At 69.0% G+C, this 15,106-nt stretch carries 19 protein-coding genes and 13 tRNA genes; 11 read left to right on the forward strand and 21 right to left on the reverse strand.

Translation table 11 applies throughout. The features are described 5' to 3' along the window. The first annotated feature begins 11 nt into the window (after nt 1-11). Nucleotides 12-881, forward strand: coding sequence for a polyphosphate kinase 2 family protein (locus tag FB476_RS07445; RefSeq protein WP_141818213.1), 870 nt, complete (start codon nt 12-14; stop codon nt 879-881). A 2-nt stretch (nt 882-883) separates the two neighbouring features. On the opposite strand, the gene glgX is transcribed toward FB476_RS07445, so the two are convergent. Next, nucleotides 884-3,013 (reverse strand): glycogen debranching protein GlgX, encoded by a 2,130-nt coding sequence (gene glgX / locus FB476_RS07450; protein ID WP_141818214.1) that lies wholly within the window; start codon nt 3,011-3,013, stop codon nt 884-886. A gap of 194 nt (nt 3,014-3,207) precedes the next feature. On the opposite strand from glgX, the gene FB476_RS07455 reads away from it, so the two are divergent. The 3 genes from FB476_RS07455 (at nt 3,208) to FB476_RS07465 (ending at nt 3,484) form a co-directional block, all read left to right on the forward strand. Continuing rightward, nucleotides 3,208-3,280: transfer RNA gene (locus FB476_RS07455), tRNA-Gly, on the forward strand. Nucleotides 3,281-3,310: 30 nt separating this feature from the next. After that, nucleotides 3,311-3,381: transfer RNA gene (locus tag FB476_RS07460), tRNA-Cys, on the forward strand. 28 nt (nt 3,382-3,409) lie between these two features. Continuing rightward, nucleotides 3,410-3,484 (forward strand) — tRNA-Val (locus FB476_RS07465). 234 nt (nt 3,485-3,718) lie between these two features. Here the strand turns inward: FB476_RS07465 and FB476_RS16430 are convergent. Beyond that, the gene (locus FB476_RS16430; RefSeq protein ID WP_170233567.1) at nt 3,719-3,856 is read right to left on the reverse strand and encodes a hypothetical protein; all 138 of its coding nucleotides are present in this window, start codon (nt 3,854-3,856) and stop codon (nt 3,719-3,721) included. A 433-nt stretch (nt 3,857-4,289) separates the two neighbouring features. Between FB476_RS16430 and FB476_RS07470 the strand changes: the two genes are divergently transcribed. Together FB476_RS07470 and FB476_RS07475 are read left to right on the forward strand one after the other, a co-directional pair. After that, entirely contained in the window at nt 4,290-4,712 is a 423-nt protein-coding gene (locus FB476_RS07470) for a matrixin family metalloprotease (protein WP_170233568.1), read from the forward strand. A gap of 136 nt (nt 4,713-4,848) precedes the next feature. Further along, entirely contained in the window at nt 4,849-5,313 is a 465-nt protein-coding gene (locus FB476_RS07475; RefSeq protein ID WP_141818216.1) for a hypothetical protein, read from the forward strand. Nucleotides 5,314-5,456: 143 nt separating this feature from the next. On the opposite strand, the gene FB476_RS07480 is transcribed toward FB476_RS07475, so the two are convergent. The 4 genes from FB476_RS07480 to FB476_RS07495 all read right to left on the reverse strand — a co-directional run bounded on the left by FB476_RS07480 (nt 5,457) and on the right by FB476_RS07495 (nt 7,056). Next, nucleotides 5,457-5,993: a hypothetical protein gene (locus tag FB476_RS07480; RefSeq protein WP_141818217.1), complete on the reverse strand. Its 537-nt coding sequence runs from the start codon at nt 5,991-5,993 to the stop codon at nt 5,457-5,459. Between the two features lie 95 nt (nt 5,994-6,088). Next, entirely contained in the window at nt 6,089-6,328 is a 240-nt protein-coding gene (locus FB476_RS07485; protein ID WP_141818218.1) for a hypothetical protein, read from the reverse strand. Beyond that, nucleotides 6,318-6,947: a nucleoside/nucleotide kinase family protein gene (locus tag FB476_RS07490; protein ID WP_141818219.1), complete on the reverse strand. Its 630-nt coding sequence runs from the start codon at nt 6,945-6,947 to the stop codon at nt 6,318-6,320. The genes FB476_RS07485 and FB476_RS07490 overlap by 11 nt, the downstream gene beginning before the upstream one ends. 33 nt (nt 6,948-6,980) lie before the next feature. Then, a tRNA-Arg gene (locus FB476_RS07495) sits at nt 6,981-7,056 on the reverse strand. 110 nt (nt 7,057-7,166) lie between these two features. Between FB476_RS07495 and FB476_RS07500 the strand changes: the two genes are divergently transcribed. Continuing rightward, the gene (locus FB476_RS07500; protein WP_141818220.1) at nt 7,167-7,409 is read left to right on the forward strand and encodes a hypothetical protein; all 243 of its coding nucleotides are present in this window, start codon (nt 7,167-7,169) and stop codon (nt 7,407-7,409) included. On the opposite strand, the gene FB476_RS07505 is transcribed toward FB476_RS07500, so the two are convergent. The 3 genes from FB476_RS07505 to FB476_RS07515 form a co-directional block, all read right to left on the reverse strand. Continuing rightward, nucleotides 7,409-7,482, reverse strand: a tRNA-Thr gene (locus FB476_RS07505). The genes FB476_RS07500 and FB476_RS07505 overlap by 1 nt on opposite strands. Beyond that, nucleotides 7,473-7,856 carry a hypothetical protein gene (locus tag FB476_RS07510; protein WP_141818221.1) on the reverse strand — a complete coding sequence of 128 codons (384 nt, stop codon included), beginning with the start codon at nt 7,854-7,856 and terminating at the stop codon, nt 7,473-7,475. Before FB476_RS07510 ends, FB476_RS07505 begins: the two co-directional genes overlap by 10 nt. A gap of 51 nt (nt 7,857-7,907) precedes the next feature. Further along, on the reverse strand, nt 7,908-9,104 hold the full coding sequence (locus tag FB476_RS07515) for an RtcB family protein (protein ID WP_141818222.1): 1,197 nt from the start codon (nt 9,102-9,104) through the stop codon (nt 7,908-7,910). A 68-nt stretch (nt 9,105-9,172) separates the two neighbouring features. Here FB476_RS07515 and FB476_RS07520 point away from each other — a divergent pair, with 68 nt between their 5' ends. The 3 genes from FB476_RS07520 (at nt 9,173) to FB476_RS07530 (ending at nt 12,083) form a co-directional block, all read left to right on the forward strand. Continuing rightward, complete coding sequence (locus tag FB476_RS07520; protein ID WP_141818223.1) at nt 9,173-10,177, forward strand: hypothetical protein; 1,005 nt, start codon at nt 9,173-9,175, stop codon at nt 10,175-10,177. A 173-nt stretch (nt 10,178-10,350) separates the two neighbouring features. Continuing rightward, entirely contained in the window at nt 10,351-11,115 is a 765-nt protein-coding gene (locus tag FB476_RS07525; RefSeq protein WP_141818224.1) for a hypothetical protein, read from the forward strand. A gap of 272 nt (nt 11,116-11,387) precedes the next feature. Further along, entirely contained in the window at nt 11,388-12,083 is a 696-nt protein-coding gene (locus FB476_RS07530; protein ID WP_141818225.1) for a hypothetical protein, read from the forward strand. 22 nt (nt 12,084-12,105) lie between these two features. On the opposite strand, the gene FB476_RS07535 is transcribed toward FB476_RS07530, so the two are convergent. The 11 genes from FB476_RS07535 to FB476_RS07585 all read right to left on the reverse strand — a co-directional run bounded on the left by FB476_RS07535 (nt 12,106) and on the right by FB476_RS07585 (nt 14,363). Then, the gene (locus tag FB476_RS07535; RefSeq protein WP_141818226.1) at nt 12,106-12,399 is read right to left on the reverse strand and encodes a helix-turn-helix domain-containing protein; all 294 of its coding nucleotides are present in this window, start codon (nt 12,397-12,399) and stop codon (nt 12,106-12,108) included. A gap of 65 nt (nt 12,400-12,464) precedes the next feature. After that, complete coding sequence (locus tag FB476_RS07540; RefSeq protein WP_141818227.1) at nt 12,465-13,190, reverse strand: hypothetical protein; 726 nt, start codon at nt 13,188-13,190, stop codon at nt 12,465-12,467. After that, nucleotides 13,187-13,693 carry a hypothetical protein gene (locus FB476_RS07545; RefSeq protein ID WP_141818228.1) on the reverse strand — a complete coding sequence of 169 codons (507 nt, stop codon included), beginning with the start codon at nt 13,691-13,693 and terminating at the stop codon, nt 13,187-13,189. Before FB476_RS07545 ends, FB476_RS07540 begins: the two co-directional genes overlap by 4 nt. A gap of 19 nt (nt 13,694-13,712) precedes the next feature. Next, nucleotides 13,713-13,786, reverse strand: a tRNA-Arg gene (locus tag FB476_RS07550). Next, nucleotides 13,787-13,863, reverse strand: a tRNA-Ile gene (locus FB476_RS07555). A 1-nt stretch (nt 13,864) separates the two neighbouring features. Beyond that, nucleotides 13,865-13,938, reverse strand: a tRNA-Ile gene (locus FB476_RS07560). A gap of 2 nt (nt 13,939-13,940) precedes the next feature. Continuing rightward, nucleotides 13,941-14,013, reverse strand: a tRNA-His gene (locus tag FB476_RS07565). Between the two features lie 31 nt (nt 14,014-14,044). Then, nucleotides 14,045-14,128, reverse strand: a tRNA-Leu gene (locus FB476_RS07570). Between the two features lie 5 nt (nt 14,129-14,133). Then, a tRNA-Val gene (locus tag FB476_RS07575) sits at nt 14,134-14,206 on the reverse strand. Between the two features lie 6 nt (nt 14,207-14,212). Continuing rightward, a tRNA-Val gene (locus FB476_RS07580) sits at nt 14,213-14,285 on the reverse strand. A gap of 5 nt (nt 14,286-14,290) precedes the next feature. Then, nucleotides 14,291-14,363, reverse strand: a tRNA-Asn gene (locus FB476_RS07585). Between the two features lie 162 nt (nt 14,364-14,525). On the opposite strand from FB476_RS07585, the gene FB476_RS07590 reads away from it, so the two are divergent. After that, complete coding sequence (locus FB476_RS07590; protein ID WP_141818229.1) at nt 14,526-14,807, forward strand: helix-turn-helix domain-containing protein; 282 nt, start codon at nt 14,526-14,528, stop codon at nt 14,805-14,807. Nucleotides 14,808-14,816: 9 nt separating this feature from the next. On the opposite strand, the gene FB476_RS07595 is transcribed toward FB476_RS07590, so the two are convergent. Then, nucleotides 14,817-15,095, reverse strand: a complete 279-nt coding sequence (locus tag FB476_RS07595) for a hypothetical protein (RefSeq protein ID WP_141818230.1) — start codon at nt 15,093-15,095, stop codon at nt 14,817-14,819. Nucleotides 15,096-15,106: the final 11 nt, after the last annotated feature.

The following is a 15,106-nucleotide window of genomic DNA, read 5'->3' on the forward strand; positions in this document are numbered from 1 at the left end:
GGATGTGCGCCATGGCCACGACGACGAAGGCCCAGGAGGCCTCCACCACGCCGTTCAGCGACGCCCTGCGCGTGACCGAGGGTTTCGTGCTGGCGGACCGCGACCCCCACTCGACCCCCGCGTTCGACGGTGACAAGGCCGCCGGCCAGAAGGCCCTCGCCGCCGCCGACGAGGAGCTGGACGACCTGCAGGAGCGGCTCTACGCCCGGTCCCGGGTGGGCGTCGACCGGCAGCGGGTGCTGCTCGTCGTGCAGGGCATGGACACCTCCGGCAAGGGCGGGATCATGCGCCACGTCGTCGGTGCGGTCGACCCGCAGGGCGTGCAGCTGACCTCCTTCAAGAAGCCGACCGAGGAGGAGCTGGCGCACGACTTCCTGTGGCGCATCCGCAAGGCCCTGCCGGAGCCGGGGATGATCGGCGTCTTCGACCGCTCCCACTACGAGGACGTGCTCGTGGTGCGCGTCCACGACCTCGTGCCGCAGGAGGAGTGGGAGCAGCGCTACGACGTCATCAACGCCTTCGAGCAGGAGCTCGTCGACGACGACATCACCCTGATCAAGGTGATGATGCACATCTCCCCCGAGGAGCAGAAGGAGCGCCTGCAGGAGCGGCTGGACCGCCCCGACAAGCACTGGAAGTTCAACCCCGGTGACCTCGACGAGCGCGCCCACTGGGACGCTTACCAGGAGGCCTACCAGGCCGTCATGGACCGGTGCAGCCCGCCGGGCGCGCCGTGGTACGTCGTGCCGGCCGACCGCAAGTGGTACGCCCGACTGGCGGTGCAGCAGCTGCTGCTGGAGCACCTGCGCCAGCTGGACCTGGAGTGGCCGGAGGCCGACTTCGACGTGGAGGCCGAGAAGGCGCGGCTCGCCGCGATGTGACCTCAGCGGGCCGGCTGCAGCTCCGGCTGTGGCGTGGCCTGCAGGACGATCACGACACGACCGGGGAGCTCGTGCTGCGAGCCGGTCTCCCATGTCGTGCCCGGCTCCAGCCCGCCCGTCGTGTCGACCACGACCTCCCAGGTGGTGGCGTCGATGCCCGAGGGCACCGTGAAGCTGACCGGCTCGTGGTGGCCGTTGAGCAGCAGCAGGAAGTGGTCGTCGGTGATCGGCTGGCCCCGCTCGTCGCGGTCCGGGATGGCCTCGCCGTTGAGGAAGACGGTGACGGCCTGCTCGGTGGAGTGCCAGCCCTCCTCGGTCATGACCTCGCCCTCGGGGTCGTACCAGACGATGTCGCCCAGCTCGCTCTGCCCGCCGTGCTCGGCGTCGCCGGCGAAGAAGCGGCGACGCCGGAAGGCGGGGTGCTCGCAGCGCAGCTTGATGAGGCCGGCGGTGAAGTCGAGCAGCTCCTCCTGGTCGGGGTCGAGGTCCCAGTCCATCCAGGCCAGCTCGTTGTCCTGGCAGTAGACGTTGTTGTTGCCCTGCTGGGTGCGCCCCATCTCGTCACCGTGCAGGAGCATCGGCACGCCCTGGCTGAGCATGAGGGTCGTCAGGAAGTTCTTCTGCTGGCGCAGCCGCAGGGCGTTGATCCCGGCGTCGTCGGTCGGACCCTCCACGCCGTGGTTGAAGGACCGGTTGTGCGACTCGCCGTCGCCGCCGCCCTCGCCGTTGGCCTCGTTGTGCTTCTCGTTGTAGGAGACGAGGTCGCGCAGCGTGAAGCCGTCGTGGGCGGTGACGAAGTTGATCGAGGCGAACGGCCGGCGGCCGCTGTGCTCGTAGAGGTCGGAGGAGCCGGTCAGGCGGGAGGCGAACTCACCCATCGTGGCCGGGGCGCCGCGCCAGAAGTCGCGGACGGTGTCGCGGTACTTGCCGTTCCACTCGGTCCACAACGGCGGGAAGTTGCCGACCTGGTAGCCGCCGTCGCCGAGGTCCCAGGGCTCGGCGATGAGCTTGACCTGCGAGATGACCGGGTCCTGCTGGATGATGTCGAAGAAGGCCGAGAGCTTGTCGACCTCGTGGAACTGGCGGGCGAGGGTGGCGGCCAGGTCGAAGCGGAAGCCGTCGACGTGCATCTCGGTGACCCAGTAGCGCAGCGAGTCCATGATCAGCTGCAGGACGTGCGGGTGGCGCATGAGCAGGCTGTTGCCGGTGCCGGTGGTGTCGTAGTAGTAGGCCTTGTCGTCGTCGACGAGACGGTAGTAGCTGGCGTTGTCGATGCCGCGGAAGGACAGCGTCGGGCCGAGCTGGTTGCCCTCGGCGGTGTGGTTGTAGACCACGTCGAGGATGACCTCGATGCCGGCCTCGTGCAGCGTCTTGACCATCGACTTGAACTCGGTGACCTGCTGGCCGCGGTCGCCGTAGGCGGAGTAGCCGTTGTGCGGCGCCAGAAAGCCGATGGTGTTGTAGCCCCAGTAGTTGGACAGGCCCTTCTCCTGCAGGTGCGGGTCGTCGACGAACTGGTGCACCGGGAGCAGCTCGATCGCGGTCACGCCCAGGCGCGTGAGGTGGTCGACCACGGCCGGGTGGGCGACACCGGCGTAGGTGCCCCGGATCTCCTCCGGCACGTCGGGGTGGCTCATGGTCAGGCCCTTGACGTGGGCCTCGTAGACGACCGTGTCGGCGTAGGCGTGCCTCGGCGGCCGGTCGTGGCCCCAGTCGAAGAACGGGTTGGTGACCACCGACAGCATCGTGTGCCCGTTGGAGTCGTCCTCGTTGAAGGACTCGGGGTCGCCGAAGTCGTAGCCGAAGATCGCCTGGTCGTTGCTCACCTGCCCGCTGACGGCCTTGGCGTAGGGGTCCAGGAGGAGCTTGTGGGGGTTGAAGCGGTGGCCCTCCTCGGGGGCGTACGGCCCGTGCACGCGGTAGCCGTAGCGCTGCCCGGGCTGCACGTTGGGCAGGTAGCCGTGCCACACGTAGGCGTCGACCTCGGTGAGCGGGTGGCGCGTCTCTCCGCCGTCCTCGTCGACCAGGCAGAGCTCCACCGCCGTCGCGTTCTCGGAGAAGAGGGCGAAGTTGACGCCGCTGCCGTCGAAGGTGGCGCCGAGGGGGTAGGCGTTGCCGGGCCAGACGTCCATGGGTGGGGAAGCCTCCAGGTGGGTGGGGAGCGGCGGGACCCGCCGCGCTCTCGCTCGCCCATTGTGCGCGAAACCGCGCAACGGTGCGGTTCCTGGCGCCTCGCGACACTCGGGAGGGGGGTGGATTTGGACCTTCGCGGGACGTTGGGTAATGTTCTTTCTCGCGCCCCACCGGGAACGGAGGGAAGCGAAGTGCGGACGTAGCTCAGTTGGTAGAGCGCAACCTTGCCAAGGTTGAGGTCGCCGGTTCGAGACCGGTCGTCCGCTCGGAGGCACCACCACCGAGATGCCTCAAATGGTGGCGTGGCCGAGAGGCGAGGCAACGGCCTGCAAAGCCGTCTACACGGGTTCAAATCCCGTCGCCACCTCGCAACACCGGCCAGCATCACCGGCCACGGGCGATTGGCGCAGTGGTAGCGCGCTTCCTTGACACGGAAGAGGTCACTGGTTCAAACCCAGTATCGCCCACCACACAGAAACCCCCTCCGACCTGCGGAAACGCGGAGTCGGAGGGGGTTTTCTCGTTGGTGCCGACGGGCATTTGTCTACATTTGTCTACGCTTCTGGAGGCCCCTCTGTAGACACGGCGGGCGCCTGAAGGCCCTCCAGGCGCGGCCAACGAGCTCGTGTCTACGGTGCCGGGGCGCGAAAGCGTAGACACGCCTCCCGGGCGTTGACCCTGAACGCGACCTGGTCGTGGCGCGCCTACGGCCCGACGACGGACTGCGGGTCGAGGTCGTCGCGGACCCGCAGGAAGCGCACCTGGTGCCTGAAGGCGAACCCCTGCCGGGCGGTGTCGGCCGCCACCTCCACCACGACCGGGACCACCCGGGTGAGGACCACCGGGGCCTTGTCCGGGGTGTAGCGGTCGAACCACGACGGCGGTACCTGGGTCGGCCACGGGTGCTACGGGCCGGACGAGTTCCCGCCTGACTACTGCGACATGTGCGAGGGCGACCACGAGGACGAGTACTGACCGGCTCCGCCATACCCGGACAGGCATGGGAATCGTCCAGACAGCAGCGTCCGGGCACTGAAGCACTGCCCGGATGTTGGATGAAAGTAAGGCCTTGCGCCCCTTGGTTGCCCCCACTACTGTCTGCTCATGGGGAAACTAAAATCGCAATTTCGTCGAGCAGCCCTCGGAGTCATCATCTGCGGATTCGCCGGCGCCAGCAGCTTGACTGGGGTGGCGAGTGCAACAAACTGGGGCTCCACAGGAACACCATCAACGGCCGGCAACGACAGTCAAGTCTCTCTGCTTCCAGACCGGAACATGAACATCAAACGCGTGGCCTTGACCACAAACTACAACGGCGCTGTGCTCAACAGGGCGAACAACGTCTACGATCCTACCGACCTGGTGGTAACTGTCAGTTCCGCCGCGACGTGCGGCTCGGGCAAGCAGATCTGCGTCTTCGATCAGGACTATGGCAACAATAATCTGTACGGGTGGGTGGCCTGTCGAGCCGGCTCGTCCGGTGCGAATCCCAACCGCACCTGCGAACACCAGTGGGTGCGGTTCAATCTTGCGTACACCCCGCCGAGCTATCAGCGGCTCGCTTGCCATGAGCTGGCCCACACCGTCGGCCTCCGACACGGCACGGAGACGGCCTCTTGTGTGTTTCCAAACATAGCGCAGGCCACAACCAGTGCACTCACAACGCACGACAGAGCCCACATCAACGCGAGGTACTGAGATGGTGCGAAAGTTCATGCGGGGAGCAGCGCTTCTCGCGGTGACATCTTTGACGTCGGCATGTGTAGTGGCTGACTCCGGAGCAGACGAATCCTCGACCAATCCCCAGTCAGCAGTCTATGACTGGGGTTGGGCCGTGATCGAGGGATCAGAAGTGTTCATCGACGATTCGCTGACGGGCATGGCCGCCGAGGCGGACGTTGTGGCGGTCGGGAGGTTTGTCGCCCAGTGTGACGACCGACAGATGGGCGGGGGGAGCGAAGGCGATCTGGTTACCTACAAGTGTCTTACCTTCGAGCCCTCTGAGGTCATCTCAGGGGTAGTAACGGAACCGCTACCGGTGGAGTTCTTGGGTTCACCAACCGATGGGACCGTGCCCCCAGACGAAGTAGCCGTCTTCCTGTTGGATAAGGGAGGTTCCGAGTCAGGTCGTTACCGTGTGGTGAACTCCTTCGGCCTTTTCACGAGCACGCAACGTGCGCAGGTGGACCAGCCTATGCGCGCAAGTGCAGACCAGGCAGTGTCGGGCCTGGACGACCTTCCGCGCGACGACTGGGATCAGTTCAAGCGGCACCTCAGACGGGAGGTCGGAGCGAGGTAGGCGATCCTCGCTCAAACGACTCTGTGACCCTGGCGGCGTGAGACGACCTGCTGCACGGGGCGCCGTGCCCGAACGGTCGCCCTTCAATCCAGCGGCAACGACTTCATGATGCGGTACAAGGGTAGGTCGGCGGCCACCTAGCGCTAGGGGTGTGTGCTCCTACGCCACGAAGCGGCTGTGTCTTCGTCGTAGAGCCGACTGAAGCCACATCCCCACGCGACCGGCTGGTCCAAGGGCCCGCCACCCCACCGAGGCTCACCGCTCAACAACAGGCGCGATCCTTCACGGATGAGTAGGTCTCCCTCCCCGGTCTCCCCGAGACCTTGCATGTCGACCGTGATCTCCTCGGAGGCTCCGCCCAGAAACCACTCATTGACCGCGAACGTCACTCCCGGCATCCCCAGGTCTCCGGCGTCGCCCCTGTCAGAGACCGATGGTCCGACGCGGACCACCGTCCCGTCGAAAGCAAACGCGCGGCTCCGAAGCGCATCGGGCGAGTAGAACTCAACGCACGCCCCTGAACCACCACCTGCCAAGTCTTCCTGCGTACCAGGCGAGGTATCGCTGCTCGGGGCCTTGACCGCGCCATCGCTCTGCAGCGCGTCTCCGTTGTCCACTACGCCACAGGCCGCAAGCACGAACGTGAGACCAACAAGACGCCAGCTCCTGGACATCTGCATGATGAGCTCCTGACTTCGCGGGTTCACAGGTAGGACGAAGACTCGATCTGCGTAGTTCCGCTGCAAGGCGGACTTCGTGTTCGAGTTGAAGCCGGTCAGTCGATGCGCTGCCAGGTGCCGTTGCGCACCCGCTGCCAGACCTCGGCCCGGGCACCGGGCAGTGACCACAGGGAGTTGCTGACGGCGCTGCGGGCCTGGCCGAGCCCGTTGTGCAGCTTCCACTCGGGCGTCCGGCCGGGGACACGGCTGGCGAAGGAGGGGATGACGAACGCCGGCGGGGGCGTGCCGGCCGGCTCGGGATCCGCCGCGATGCGCGGATCCTTCCTACGAGCCATGGCTGGCCGGTGTGGCGGGCATGACGAGGTCGGCCCGGTCGCGGGTGGCCTCGACGGTGCGCCCGTTGGGAAGGTCGACGGCGTGCACCCAGGCCCGGGATGCGTCGGGGCGGTGCCCGTCGGCGATGCGGCGCAGGGTGAGGCGCTCGGCGTGCACGTCCTGGGGCACGTCGAGGAACCACGTCTCGTCGATCAGGGCCCGCACGTCCCGCCATCCGTCGTCCTCGAGCAGCAGGTAGTTGCCCTCGACGACGACCAGGGTGGCCGCGGCGTCGACCTGGACGGCGCCGGCGACCGCGACCTCGCGGGACCGGTCGAGCCTGGGGGCGTAGACGGTGTGCGTGGCAGTGCGGATCCGGGTGAGCGTGGCGACCAGCCCGTCGACGTCGAAGGTGTCGGGTGCTCCCTTGCGGTGGAGCCGGCCCAGGCGCGCGAGGACGGGGTCGTCGAGGTGGAAGCCGTCCATCGGGACGACGACGCAGCGGGCGCCGAGCCGGTCCTGCAGGAGGGCGGCCAGCGTGGACTTCCCGGCTCCGGGCGCACCGGCGATCCCGAGGAGGGTGCGGCCGGGGGTCTCGGCCAGGGTGGCGGCCCGGGTGAGCAGCTCGGCTGTGTCCATGATCCCCAACATGCCCGAACCGGCAGGGTGCACTGGTGTCCCCGGCAGGACTCGAACCTGCGACGCCCGACGTAGGAGGTCGGCGCTCTTTCCGCTGAGCTACGGGGACTGTCCGGATAGGAGTACATTCGCCGGATCGGTCGGGTTCGGGGCCGGCGCTGTTCGAGGAGGGGAGCGGCATGGTCCTGAGCAGTTCTCCCCGCCCTGGTCTGCCTGACCGTGCTGACCGCGTGCGAGGAGGAGGAGCCGGTCCACGTCCCGACCTCCGAGGAGCTCTACAAGATGCACCTCAACTCGGCCTTCGACAAGTTGTCGGAGTACCGGCTCGAGAAGTACTGCGAGAACTTCCAAGAGGGACGTGAGGAGCAGATCGCTGCCCTGCGCGAAGAAATGGGCCCCGAGAACGGGGACCGGGTCAGGTGGACCGTGGAGGTCTGGGACGAGCGGTGCGCCGACCAGTGAGCCCCTGGCCGGTCTCGAACCGGCGACCTGACGCTTACAAGGCGTCCGCTCTGACCGTCTGAGCTACAGGGGCACGCCCGCCGGGTCCGGCGCCGGGGGAGTCCAGGCCGGGCCGGGCGGGGTCTTGGGGGTGAGGGGCCGGCCGGTGATGTCGCGCGCCATGCCCGAGGGCATCCGGCCGAAGACGGCACGGTCGGTCTGGCGCATGTAGAGCGTGCCGCCGGAGAAGTCGATGGGGGAGCGGGTGAGGTACTCGCGGCCCTGGCGGTCCAGGAGGATGCGCTCCTCGACGGTCTCGTACCCGTTGTCGACGGTCTGACGACGGCCGGTGTCGACGAGGCGCTTGACCTGGACGTAGGTGATGCGGTGCTCGGCGCCGAAGTGGCAGGACTCGGTGATCTCGCCGACGCGGCGGGCGACGGCGACGGGGACGGTCTTGGTGGTCATGCCGACCGGGTGTGGCGGGGCCGGAGGTGCGCACCTCCGGCCCCTCTCACGTCAGCCCTTCACGCACAGGCGCGTGTCGAGCTTCTCCACGACCTCGACCAGGTCGGCCTGGGCGGCCATCACCTCGTCCAGGTCCTTGTACGCGGCCGGGAGCTCTTCGACGACCCCGGAGTCCTTGCGGCACTCGATGCCGGCGGTCTGCGCGGCCAGGTCGTCGGCGGTGAACTGCCGCTTCGCCTTCGACCGCGACATGCGCCGGCCGGCCCCGTGCGAGGCCGACCAGTACGACTCCGGGTTGCCCAGGCCGCGGACGATGTAGGCGCCCGTGCCCATGGAGCCGGGGATCATGCCCAGGTCGCCGTTGCCGGCCCGGATCGCGCCCTTGCGGGTCACGAGCAGGTCCACCCCGTCGACCGTCTCGGTCGCCACGTAGTTGTGGTGCACGTTGATGGCCGGCTCGAAGGTGACCGCCTTGCCACGAGCCTCGAAGTGTCCGGCGACGGTGCGCTGCACCAGCTGGAGCATGATGGCCCGGTTCCGGGCTGCGTACTCCTGCGCCCAGTCCAGGTCGCGCCGGTAGGCCACCATCTCCGGGGTGCCGGCGAGGAACACCGCCAGGTCGCTGTCGGGCAGGCCGGCGTTGTGCGCGAGCTTCTTGGCGACGGCGATGTGACGCTCGGCGATCTCCTTGCCGATGTTCCTCGAGCCGGAGTGCAGCGTCAGCCACACCTGCCCGTCCTGGCCGGTGCACAGCTCGATGAAGTGGTTCCCGCCACCGAGGGTGCCCGCCTGGGCCCGGGCCTTGCCCTCCCGGTCCTGCACGCCGGGGTGCAGGTAGGAGAACCGGGACCAGAAGCCGGAGTCGTCGCCGAGGCCGAGACGGCGGGTGTCGACCTGGCCGTCGTGGGCGTGGAATCCGACCGGGACTGCGCCCTCGATCGCCAGCCGCAACGACCGCAGGTCGTCCGGCAGGTCGTCGGCGGTCAGCGAGGTGCGCACGGCGGCGACACCGCAGCCGATGTCGACACCGACGGCCGAGGGGGAGACGGCGTCGCGCATGGCGATGACGGACCCGACGGTCGCGCCCTTGCCGGCGTGGGCGTCGGGCATGACCCGCACACCCTCCACCCACGGCAGCTCGGCGACGTTGCGCAGCTGCGTGATCGCGGAGTAGTCGGTGTCGTGCTCGTGCAGCCACATCTTCACCGGTGCGGTCGTGCCGAGCAGGGTGATCGGGAACTGTCCCATGGGTCCTGCCTTCCTTCTTGGAGTGGTCTGAGGTGTGGCGCCGGCGGCAACCGCACAGTAGGTCCTGCATGAGCGCGACGACCCAGCAGTTCGACGAGACGAAGCACCCCCGCGGTGAGGGCGGCCGGTTCACGACCAAGCCCTGCAGCGAGGCCGACGTGGACCTCGCCGGACCCGCCGCCCCCGGCGAGCACCTGTTCGGGGAGGCCAGCGTCCGTGCCGACCGCTGGGGCCAGGTCGTGACCGTCCAGGGCCCGACGCTCTTCCTCGGCGCGGCCATCCCGGAGGAGCACGCCCAGGACCCGGAGTACCTGGACCGCCGCTGGCACCGCATCGAGGCGTTCGTCGCCGAGGAGTACGACGCGAAGGTCTCCCGCACCCCCGGCGACGACGGCCCCGTCATGGACGTCCAGCTCTCCTGGGAGATGTCGTTCGAGGACGCCAAGGCCGAGGACGCCGAGAAGCTCATCGCCCAGGCACGCCAGCGCCTGCTCGACCCCGCCTCCCAGCTGCCGGAGCACCTTCGCGACCACGTGCAGCCTCGCTCCGGCGTGCAGGAGCTCCAAGACGCGCTGGAGGAGGAGGACTTCGACGGCCGCACCCGCTTCAGCAGCGAGCTGGACCAGTACCTGACCCGCACCGACGCCGAGGCGCAGACGCCGCGCGGCATCACGCTCGACCCCGACGAGGCCGGTCTCACCTACCCGGCCGACGTCGACCAGGAGTCTTTGGACCGGGCCGTGGCCTCGGCCCGCGACTACCTCGAGATCCTGCACACGGTCAGGCGGCCCGAGGCCCGCGACGGTCTCTTCATCGCCGTCGAGCCCACCGGCCGCCTGGCGATGTTCGCCCCGACCGCGTGGCGGCAGCCGACCGAGCAGCCGCTCCTGCCGTGGCGCGCACCGAACGCCATGCCGGTCGCGAAGGTCGACATGGACGGCCACGCCAGCCTCCTCACCGTCGAGGAGACACCCTGCAAGGACTGCGGGGAGCCGCTGGAGGACAAGGCCAGCCCGAACATGCGCCGGGTCTGCATGGCGTGCACGGGGGAGTGGGACGACGAGGCCCCCTGACGGGCGGCCGGTCGGCGGCCGCGGGGCGGCGCCTTCCAGGGCGGGGAGGTCGCGGTGAAGGGCCTCTCAGTAAAGGTTTGGTATGTATCTTCGAGATTCCGACGCCGACGTCTCCCGCACTGCTACCTTCGCACTTATCGCCCAATGGGGGGCGATTCGAAGCGGGGGTTGAGATGAAGACGATGAAGACATTTCTCGCGGCGCCGCTGGGTGTTGCGATGGTCCTGGCGCCTCCACTGACGGCGACGACAGCGCAGGAGTCCGTCAGTTCGTCCCAACGGGCCGAACTCCCAGACCAAGCTGCGTCGAAGGCGGAGATAAGCCAGTTCCGGTCCAGCTTGAGCGGTCATGCGGCCAGTCGAAAGGGGATGGTGTCAGGATCCAACGACGCATACTCCGTGACAGTGTCCGTCGAGCCCGACGGGTCAGTGAGTACCAACGTGGTGCAACATGCGCCTGATGACGGCACTAACGACTGGGTCACGCTGGAGGGTGGACTTCAGCTGGACATCTCTGAGGCGACGTCCGATGACTCCTACGCCGACCTCGGCGGGTTCGCGTCCGGAGGCATGGTCGAATCGATGCGGGTCTCGGACTGTCAGGCGCTGTCGAACAAGGACGGCTGGATCCGACGGGCCAACTGCAAGGTGTTCGACCAGAACGCCGGGCCCACAATCGTGTCGGGCACCTTCTACGCGGACTACTCGGTCAAGACGGGACGCGGCCGGATCGACAAGGTGTTCGCCAACCGCGAGCAGTGCGGCACGGGGGGCGGCGATAGTCCTTCGCTGTACATCAACCGCAAGTATGACGATGGAGCAGTCCCGGCCCAGGCTATCCACAGCTGGAGATGCAAGGCCGTGGGATTGCCGGTCTACCGCAACGTCAGGCACGATCTGCTGGTCGACGGCAGTGCCTGGTCCGTTATCGTCGAGTGAAGGAGAGGGAAATGACACCCACGAACACCTGGATCTTCGCCCTGGCTTCGGCGGCCACACTGGCCTTCTTTGGGTTCATCGCCTACCTCGGCATTCGCGTGCTGTGGAAGTTGGGCCGCTGAGGCTTGCGCTTGGCCTGGGACTCACCGAGCGGTGGAGCCCGTTCGATCGCCTCGGGCCTGCCGCGCGGCTCGTCACTCTTGTGAACCTCACGGTCCAGCGCTGCTGACGAACCAGGGACGCATGGGGCCATGGCGCCACACCGAGACCCCATGACCATTCAGTCCGAGCCCGTGCCGTTCAACCCCACCGACGAGCAGGCCAGGGAGATCTTCGCCAAGCTCGGCTCCGTCGCCGTCGAGGAGCGCCCCTACGCCGACAAGGTCGTCGACCCGGGGCAGCTCGACCTCACCGACGAGCAGCTGACGTGGGCGCTGCAGGCCGGGTACGCCTACCGCGGCTGGGACGGGGCACGCCTGTTCCTGCCCAGGCTGGCCAAGGTCTACGCCTACCAGCCGGGCACCCCGGACGAGTTCTACCACGTCGACGTCGCGCTCGACCGGTCCTTCTCTCCCGGCGGCGGCCCCGGCTCCGATGCCCACCTGCTGCGGCTGGGGCGTGCCGCGGTCGAGCACCGCGACGACACGATCGTCATCAAGGCCTACACCGCGACCGGCGCGGCGGACGTCGACCACTCCACGGCCCGGACCGCCCACCTCGTCGTCGAGGGCGTCGCCGGTCTGAAGCTCCTCGACCGCGGCTACGTCGAGGCCGTCGGCTTCCTGACCGAGTCGAGGATGTACCCGACCGGTCAGGACACCGAGATCGCCGTGGAGCGGGACGGCTCGACCTACCTGTGCGAGTCCTGCTCGACCCCGCACGCCTTCACCGACCACTGGCTGCCGCCGAGCAACCTCGTCAGCCAGGTCATCAAGGTGAAGGTGACGATGTTCCCGGCGACCTCCTGACCGGGCCGCCCCGGCCGGCGGGTTACGTGGCCGGCGGGACGACGGTGTAGGTGACGATGCAGCCGACCGCGTGGCAGTAGCGACGCATCATCGACAGCGACGGGTCGACCGTACCGTTCTCGATGCCGAGCACCACGCCCTTGGACCAGCCGGTGCGGTCGCTCACGTCCTGCACGGTGACGCCGGCGGCCTCACGGACCGCGGCCAGGTCGCGGCGCAGGTCGCCCTGGGCGTTGATGATGCGGTCGGCGCGCTGCTGCTCGGGGCTGTCGGGGTCGATCCCCAGCAGCTCCTTCAGGTCGGTGACGTGCGACATGGTCCTCCTCGGGCTCGGCCGGGGCACGGCGCCCCGACGAGCTGACCGGGTGTGGCGTGCCCGGCTCAGAACGGCGGCGGGTCGTACTGCTGGTCGCCGGCCGGGGCCCGGTGGATGCCCCACGGGTCGGGGTCCGGGGTCGGGCCGGCGTGGATGTCGTCCTGGAAGACGGGCCAGGCGCTGCCGCCGTGGCCGTCGTCGTCGAGGCTGGCGGCCTCCTCGGACACCTTCGACATCATCAGGGCGACGTCGTCGGTGCCGTAGCAGATGGTGGTGCGGGTGTCCTCGGACTGGCCGTCGCGGTCCATCGACCAGGAGACCCGCTCGGCGGTGTACCAGGTCTGCCCGGAATGCCCCTCGTCGGCGAACACCTCGATGGCCAGGCCGTGGAACCCGTTGGCCGGCTGGATGGTGACGTGGTCGTCGTGGACGGTGACGGCGTCGCCGGAGAAGCCGACACCGACGAGCAGGTCGCGGGTGCTGCCGAGCCGGCTGTCGGGGTCGACCTGGGTGCCGGCGAACCGCTCCCGATCGACGGTGGCGGTGTCGTAGTCCCGGAGCGCGGCGGCGAGCTGGTCGATCTGGTCGGGGCTCCAGTCGTCGGCGGTGCCGAGGTCCCGGGCGATGCGGTTCAGGGTGTCCTGCAGCTCGCGCATGGCGGTGGTGTCGTCGATGGGCGGCTCGCCCAGGGTGACCGCGGTCGCCTCGGTCGCGGGCTGGACACCGAAGCGGCCGTCGGGGGCGCGGTGCGCCTCGCGGGAGGCCTGTGCGACATCGCTGATCTGGGTCATGCCGGTTGCACTGTGCGGGGGCCGAGGACGCGCGCCGAGGGGGCCCGGGCCTCCAGGAGGTCGAAGGAGCGGCCCTGGTCGGCCAGGCAGGTCCGCCAGGGGGTGACGTCGCCGACTGGTTCGACCTCCAGGACGACGGCCTGGTCGGGGTCGAGCCCCTGGGCCTGGGCGGCCTGGCGGGCCCAGAAGTTGGCGACGGCGGGGTCGGAGGTGAGGGAGACGGCGTCGTGCGCGGACTGGGCGTGGTTGGCGGGGGAGGCGCCGGGGCGCAGCTCCTCGCCGGGCGTCAGGGGGCGGGCCGTGCCGTGGTAGAGCCGGCCGCCGGGGACGTCGCCGAGGGTGAAGGACCGGCCCATGACGACGACGCGAACGTGCCGCCAGTCGGTCTGGTCGTCCTGGGCGAGGTCGATGTCCGCCTCGGTCGCCGGTTGGGTCCCGAACCTTCCCCGCGGGTCACGGTGGGCCTCGCGGGCGGCGCGGGCTGCGGCGTTCACGTCGGTCACGTCCTGGGCCACTGTGCGGCGCCCCCGGCAGGGATCGAACCTGCGACCGGCGGGGTAGAAGCCCGCTGCGCTCTCCAGCTGCGCCACGGGGGCTGGTCGCGCCGGCTGGGCTCGAACCAGCGACCCCACGCCTTATGAGGGCGGTGCTCTTCCGCCTGAGCTACGGCGCGGTGATCCCGGCTGGATTTGAACCAGCGACCTCCTCCTTATCAGGGAGGCGCTCTGACCTGCTGAGCTACGGGATCGGGGTGAACGACGGGGCTCGAACCCGCGACCTCCTGGATCACAACCAGGCGCTCTGCCGACTGAGCTACGTCCACCATGTCGGCGACGCTGCGTGCGTCACCTCGGTACCCCGGGCCGGAGTCGAACCGGCACGCCCGTGCGGGCACACGGGTCTGAGCCGTGCGCGTCTGCCAGTTCCGCCACCGGGGCCTGCGTGATCGCGGCAGGGCTCGAACCTGCGGCCTCCTCGGTGTGAACGAGGCGCTCTGCCGACTGAGCTACGCGATCAGGGAGTGGGTCCGGCAGGGCTCGAACCTGCGACCACCTGCGCGTCGAGCAGGCGCTCTGCCATCTGAGCTACGGATCCACGGGCTCCTCCAGCAGGGCTCGAACCTGCGACACCTCGGTTAACAGCCGAGTGCTCTGCCGACTGAGCTATGGAGGAATGGGTGCCGGATCGGCTCCGGCGGGCCTTCGTCAGGCGGCGACGACGAACACGGTGCCGCCGCAGGCGCCGCACCAGGCGCTGGTGGCGCCGGGCATGACGGGCAGCCTGTGCCCGCAGTCCATCTCTGGTGACCGGCCGGCTCGCCTGTAGCCTCACCGGATGACCGAGAGGACGCCGTCAAGGGGTGCGCCGGCCAGGCCGCACACCCCGCTGACCCGTTCCATCGCGCTACAGGTGAAGCTGGTCCGGATCGAGCCCGGAATGACGCAGGCGGATATGGCCGCCGCGGCGGGCCTGCACGTCAACACCCTGTCGAACATCGAGAAGTGCCACCGGTCCCCGACGATCGCCCAGGTCGAGGCCATCGCCGGCGTTGCCGGGATGTCCTTCTCGAAGCTCGCGCGCCGCGCCGAGGAACGGCTCAAGGACATCGGGGACTGACCTGCCGGGTCACCCCTCCTGGCCGAACAGGTCCTCCTCGTCACGCGCCGGGGCGTGCTCCTCGCAGAACCACTCCTCGCCGCGCTGGGAGTAGAAGCAGCCGACCCCGCACACCGAGCACGGATGGCCGACCTCCCGGACGTCGAACGCCCCCGACCGCGACATGCCCCAGTCGGTGCAGAAGCCGAGGCCGTTGCGGTAGCCGCGGGTCTCGAACGTCGAGTGACCGGTGGGGCAGGACCGGATGGCCTCCAGCTGCGCCCAGGCGGCGTCCTCGGCCTCGGGCACCGTCGCGCCCT

Origin of the sequence: Ornithinimicrobium humiphilum (assembly GCF_006716885.1) — a bacterium.
GTDB lineage: Bacteria > Actinomycetota > Actinomycetes > Actinomycetales > Dermatophilaceae > Ornithinicoccus > Ornithinicoccus humiphilus.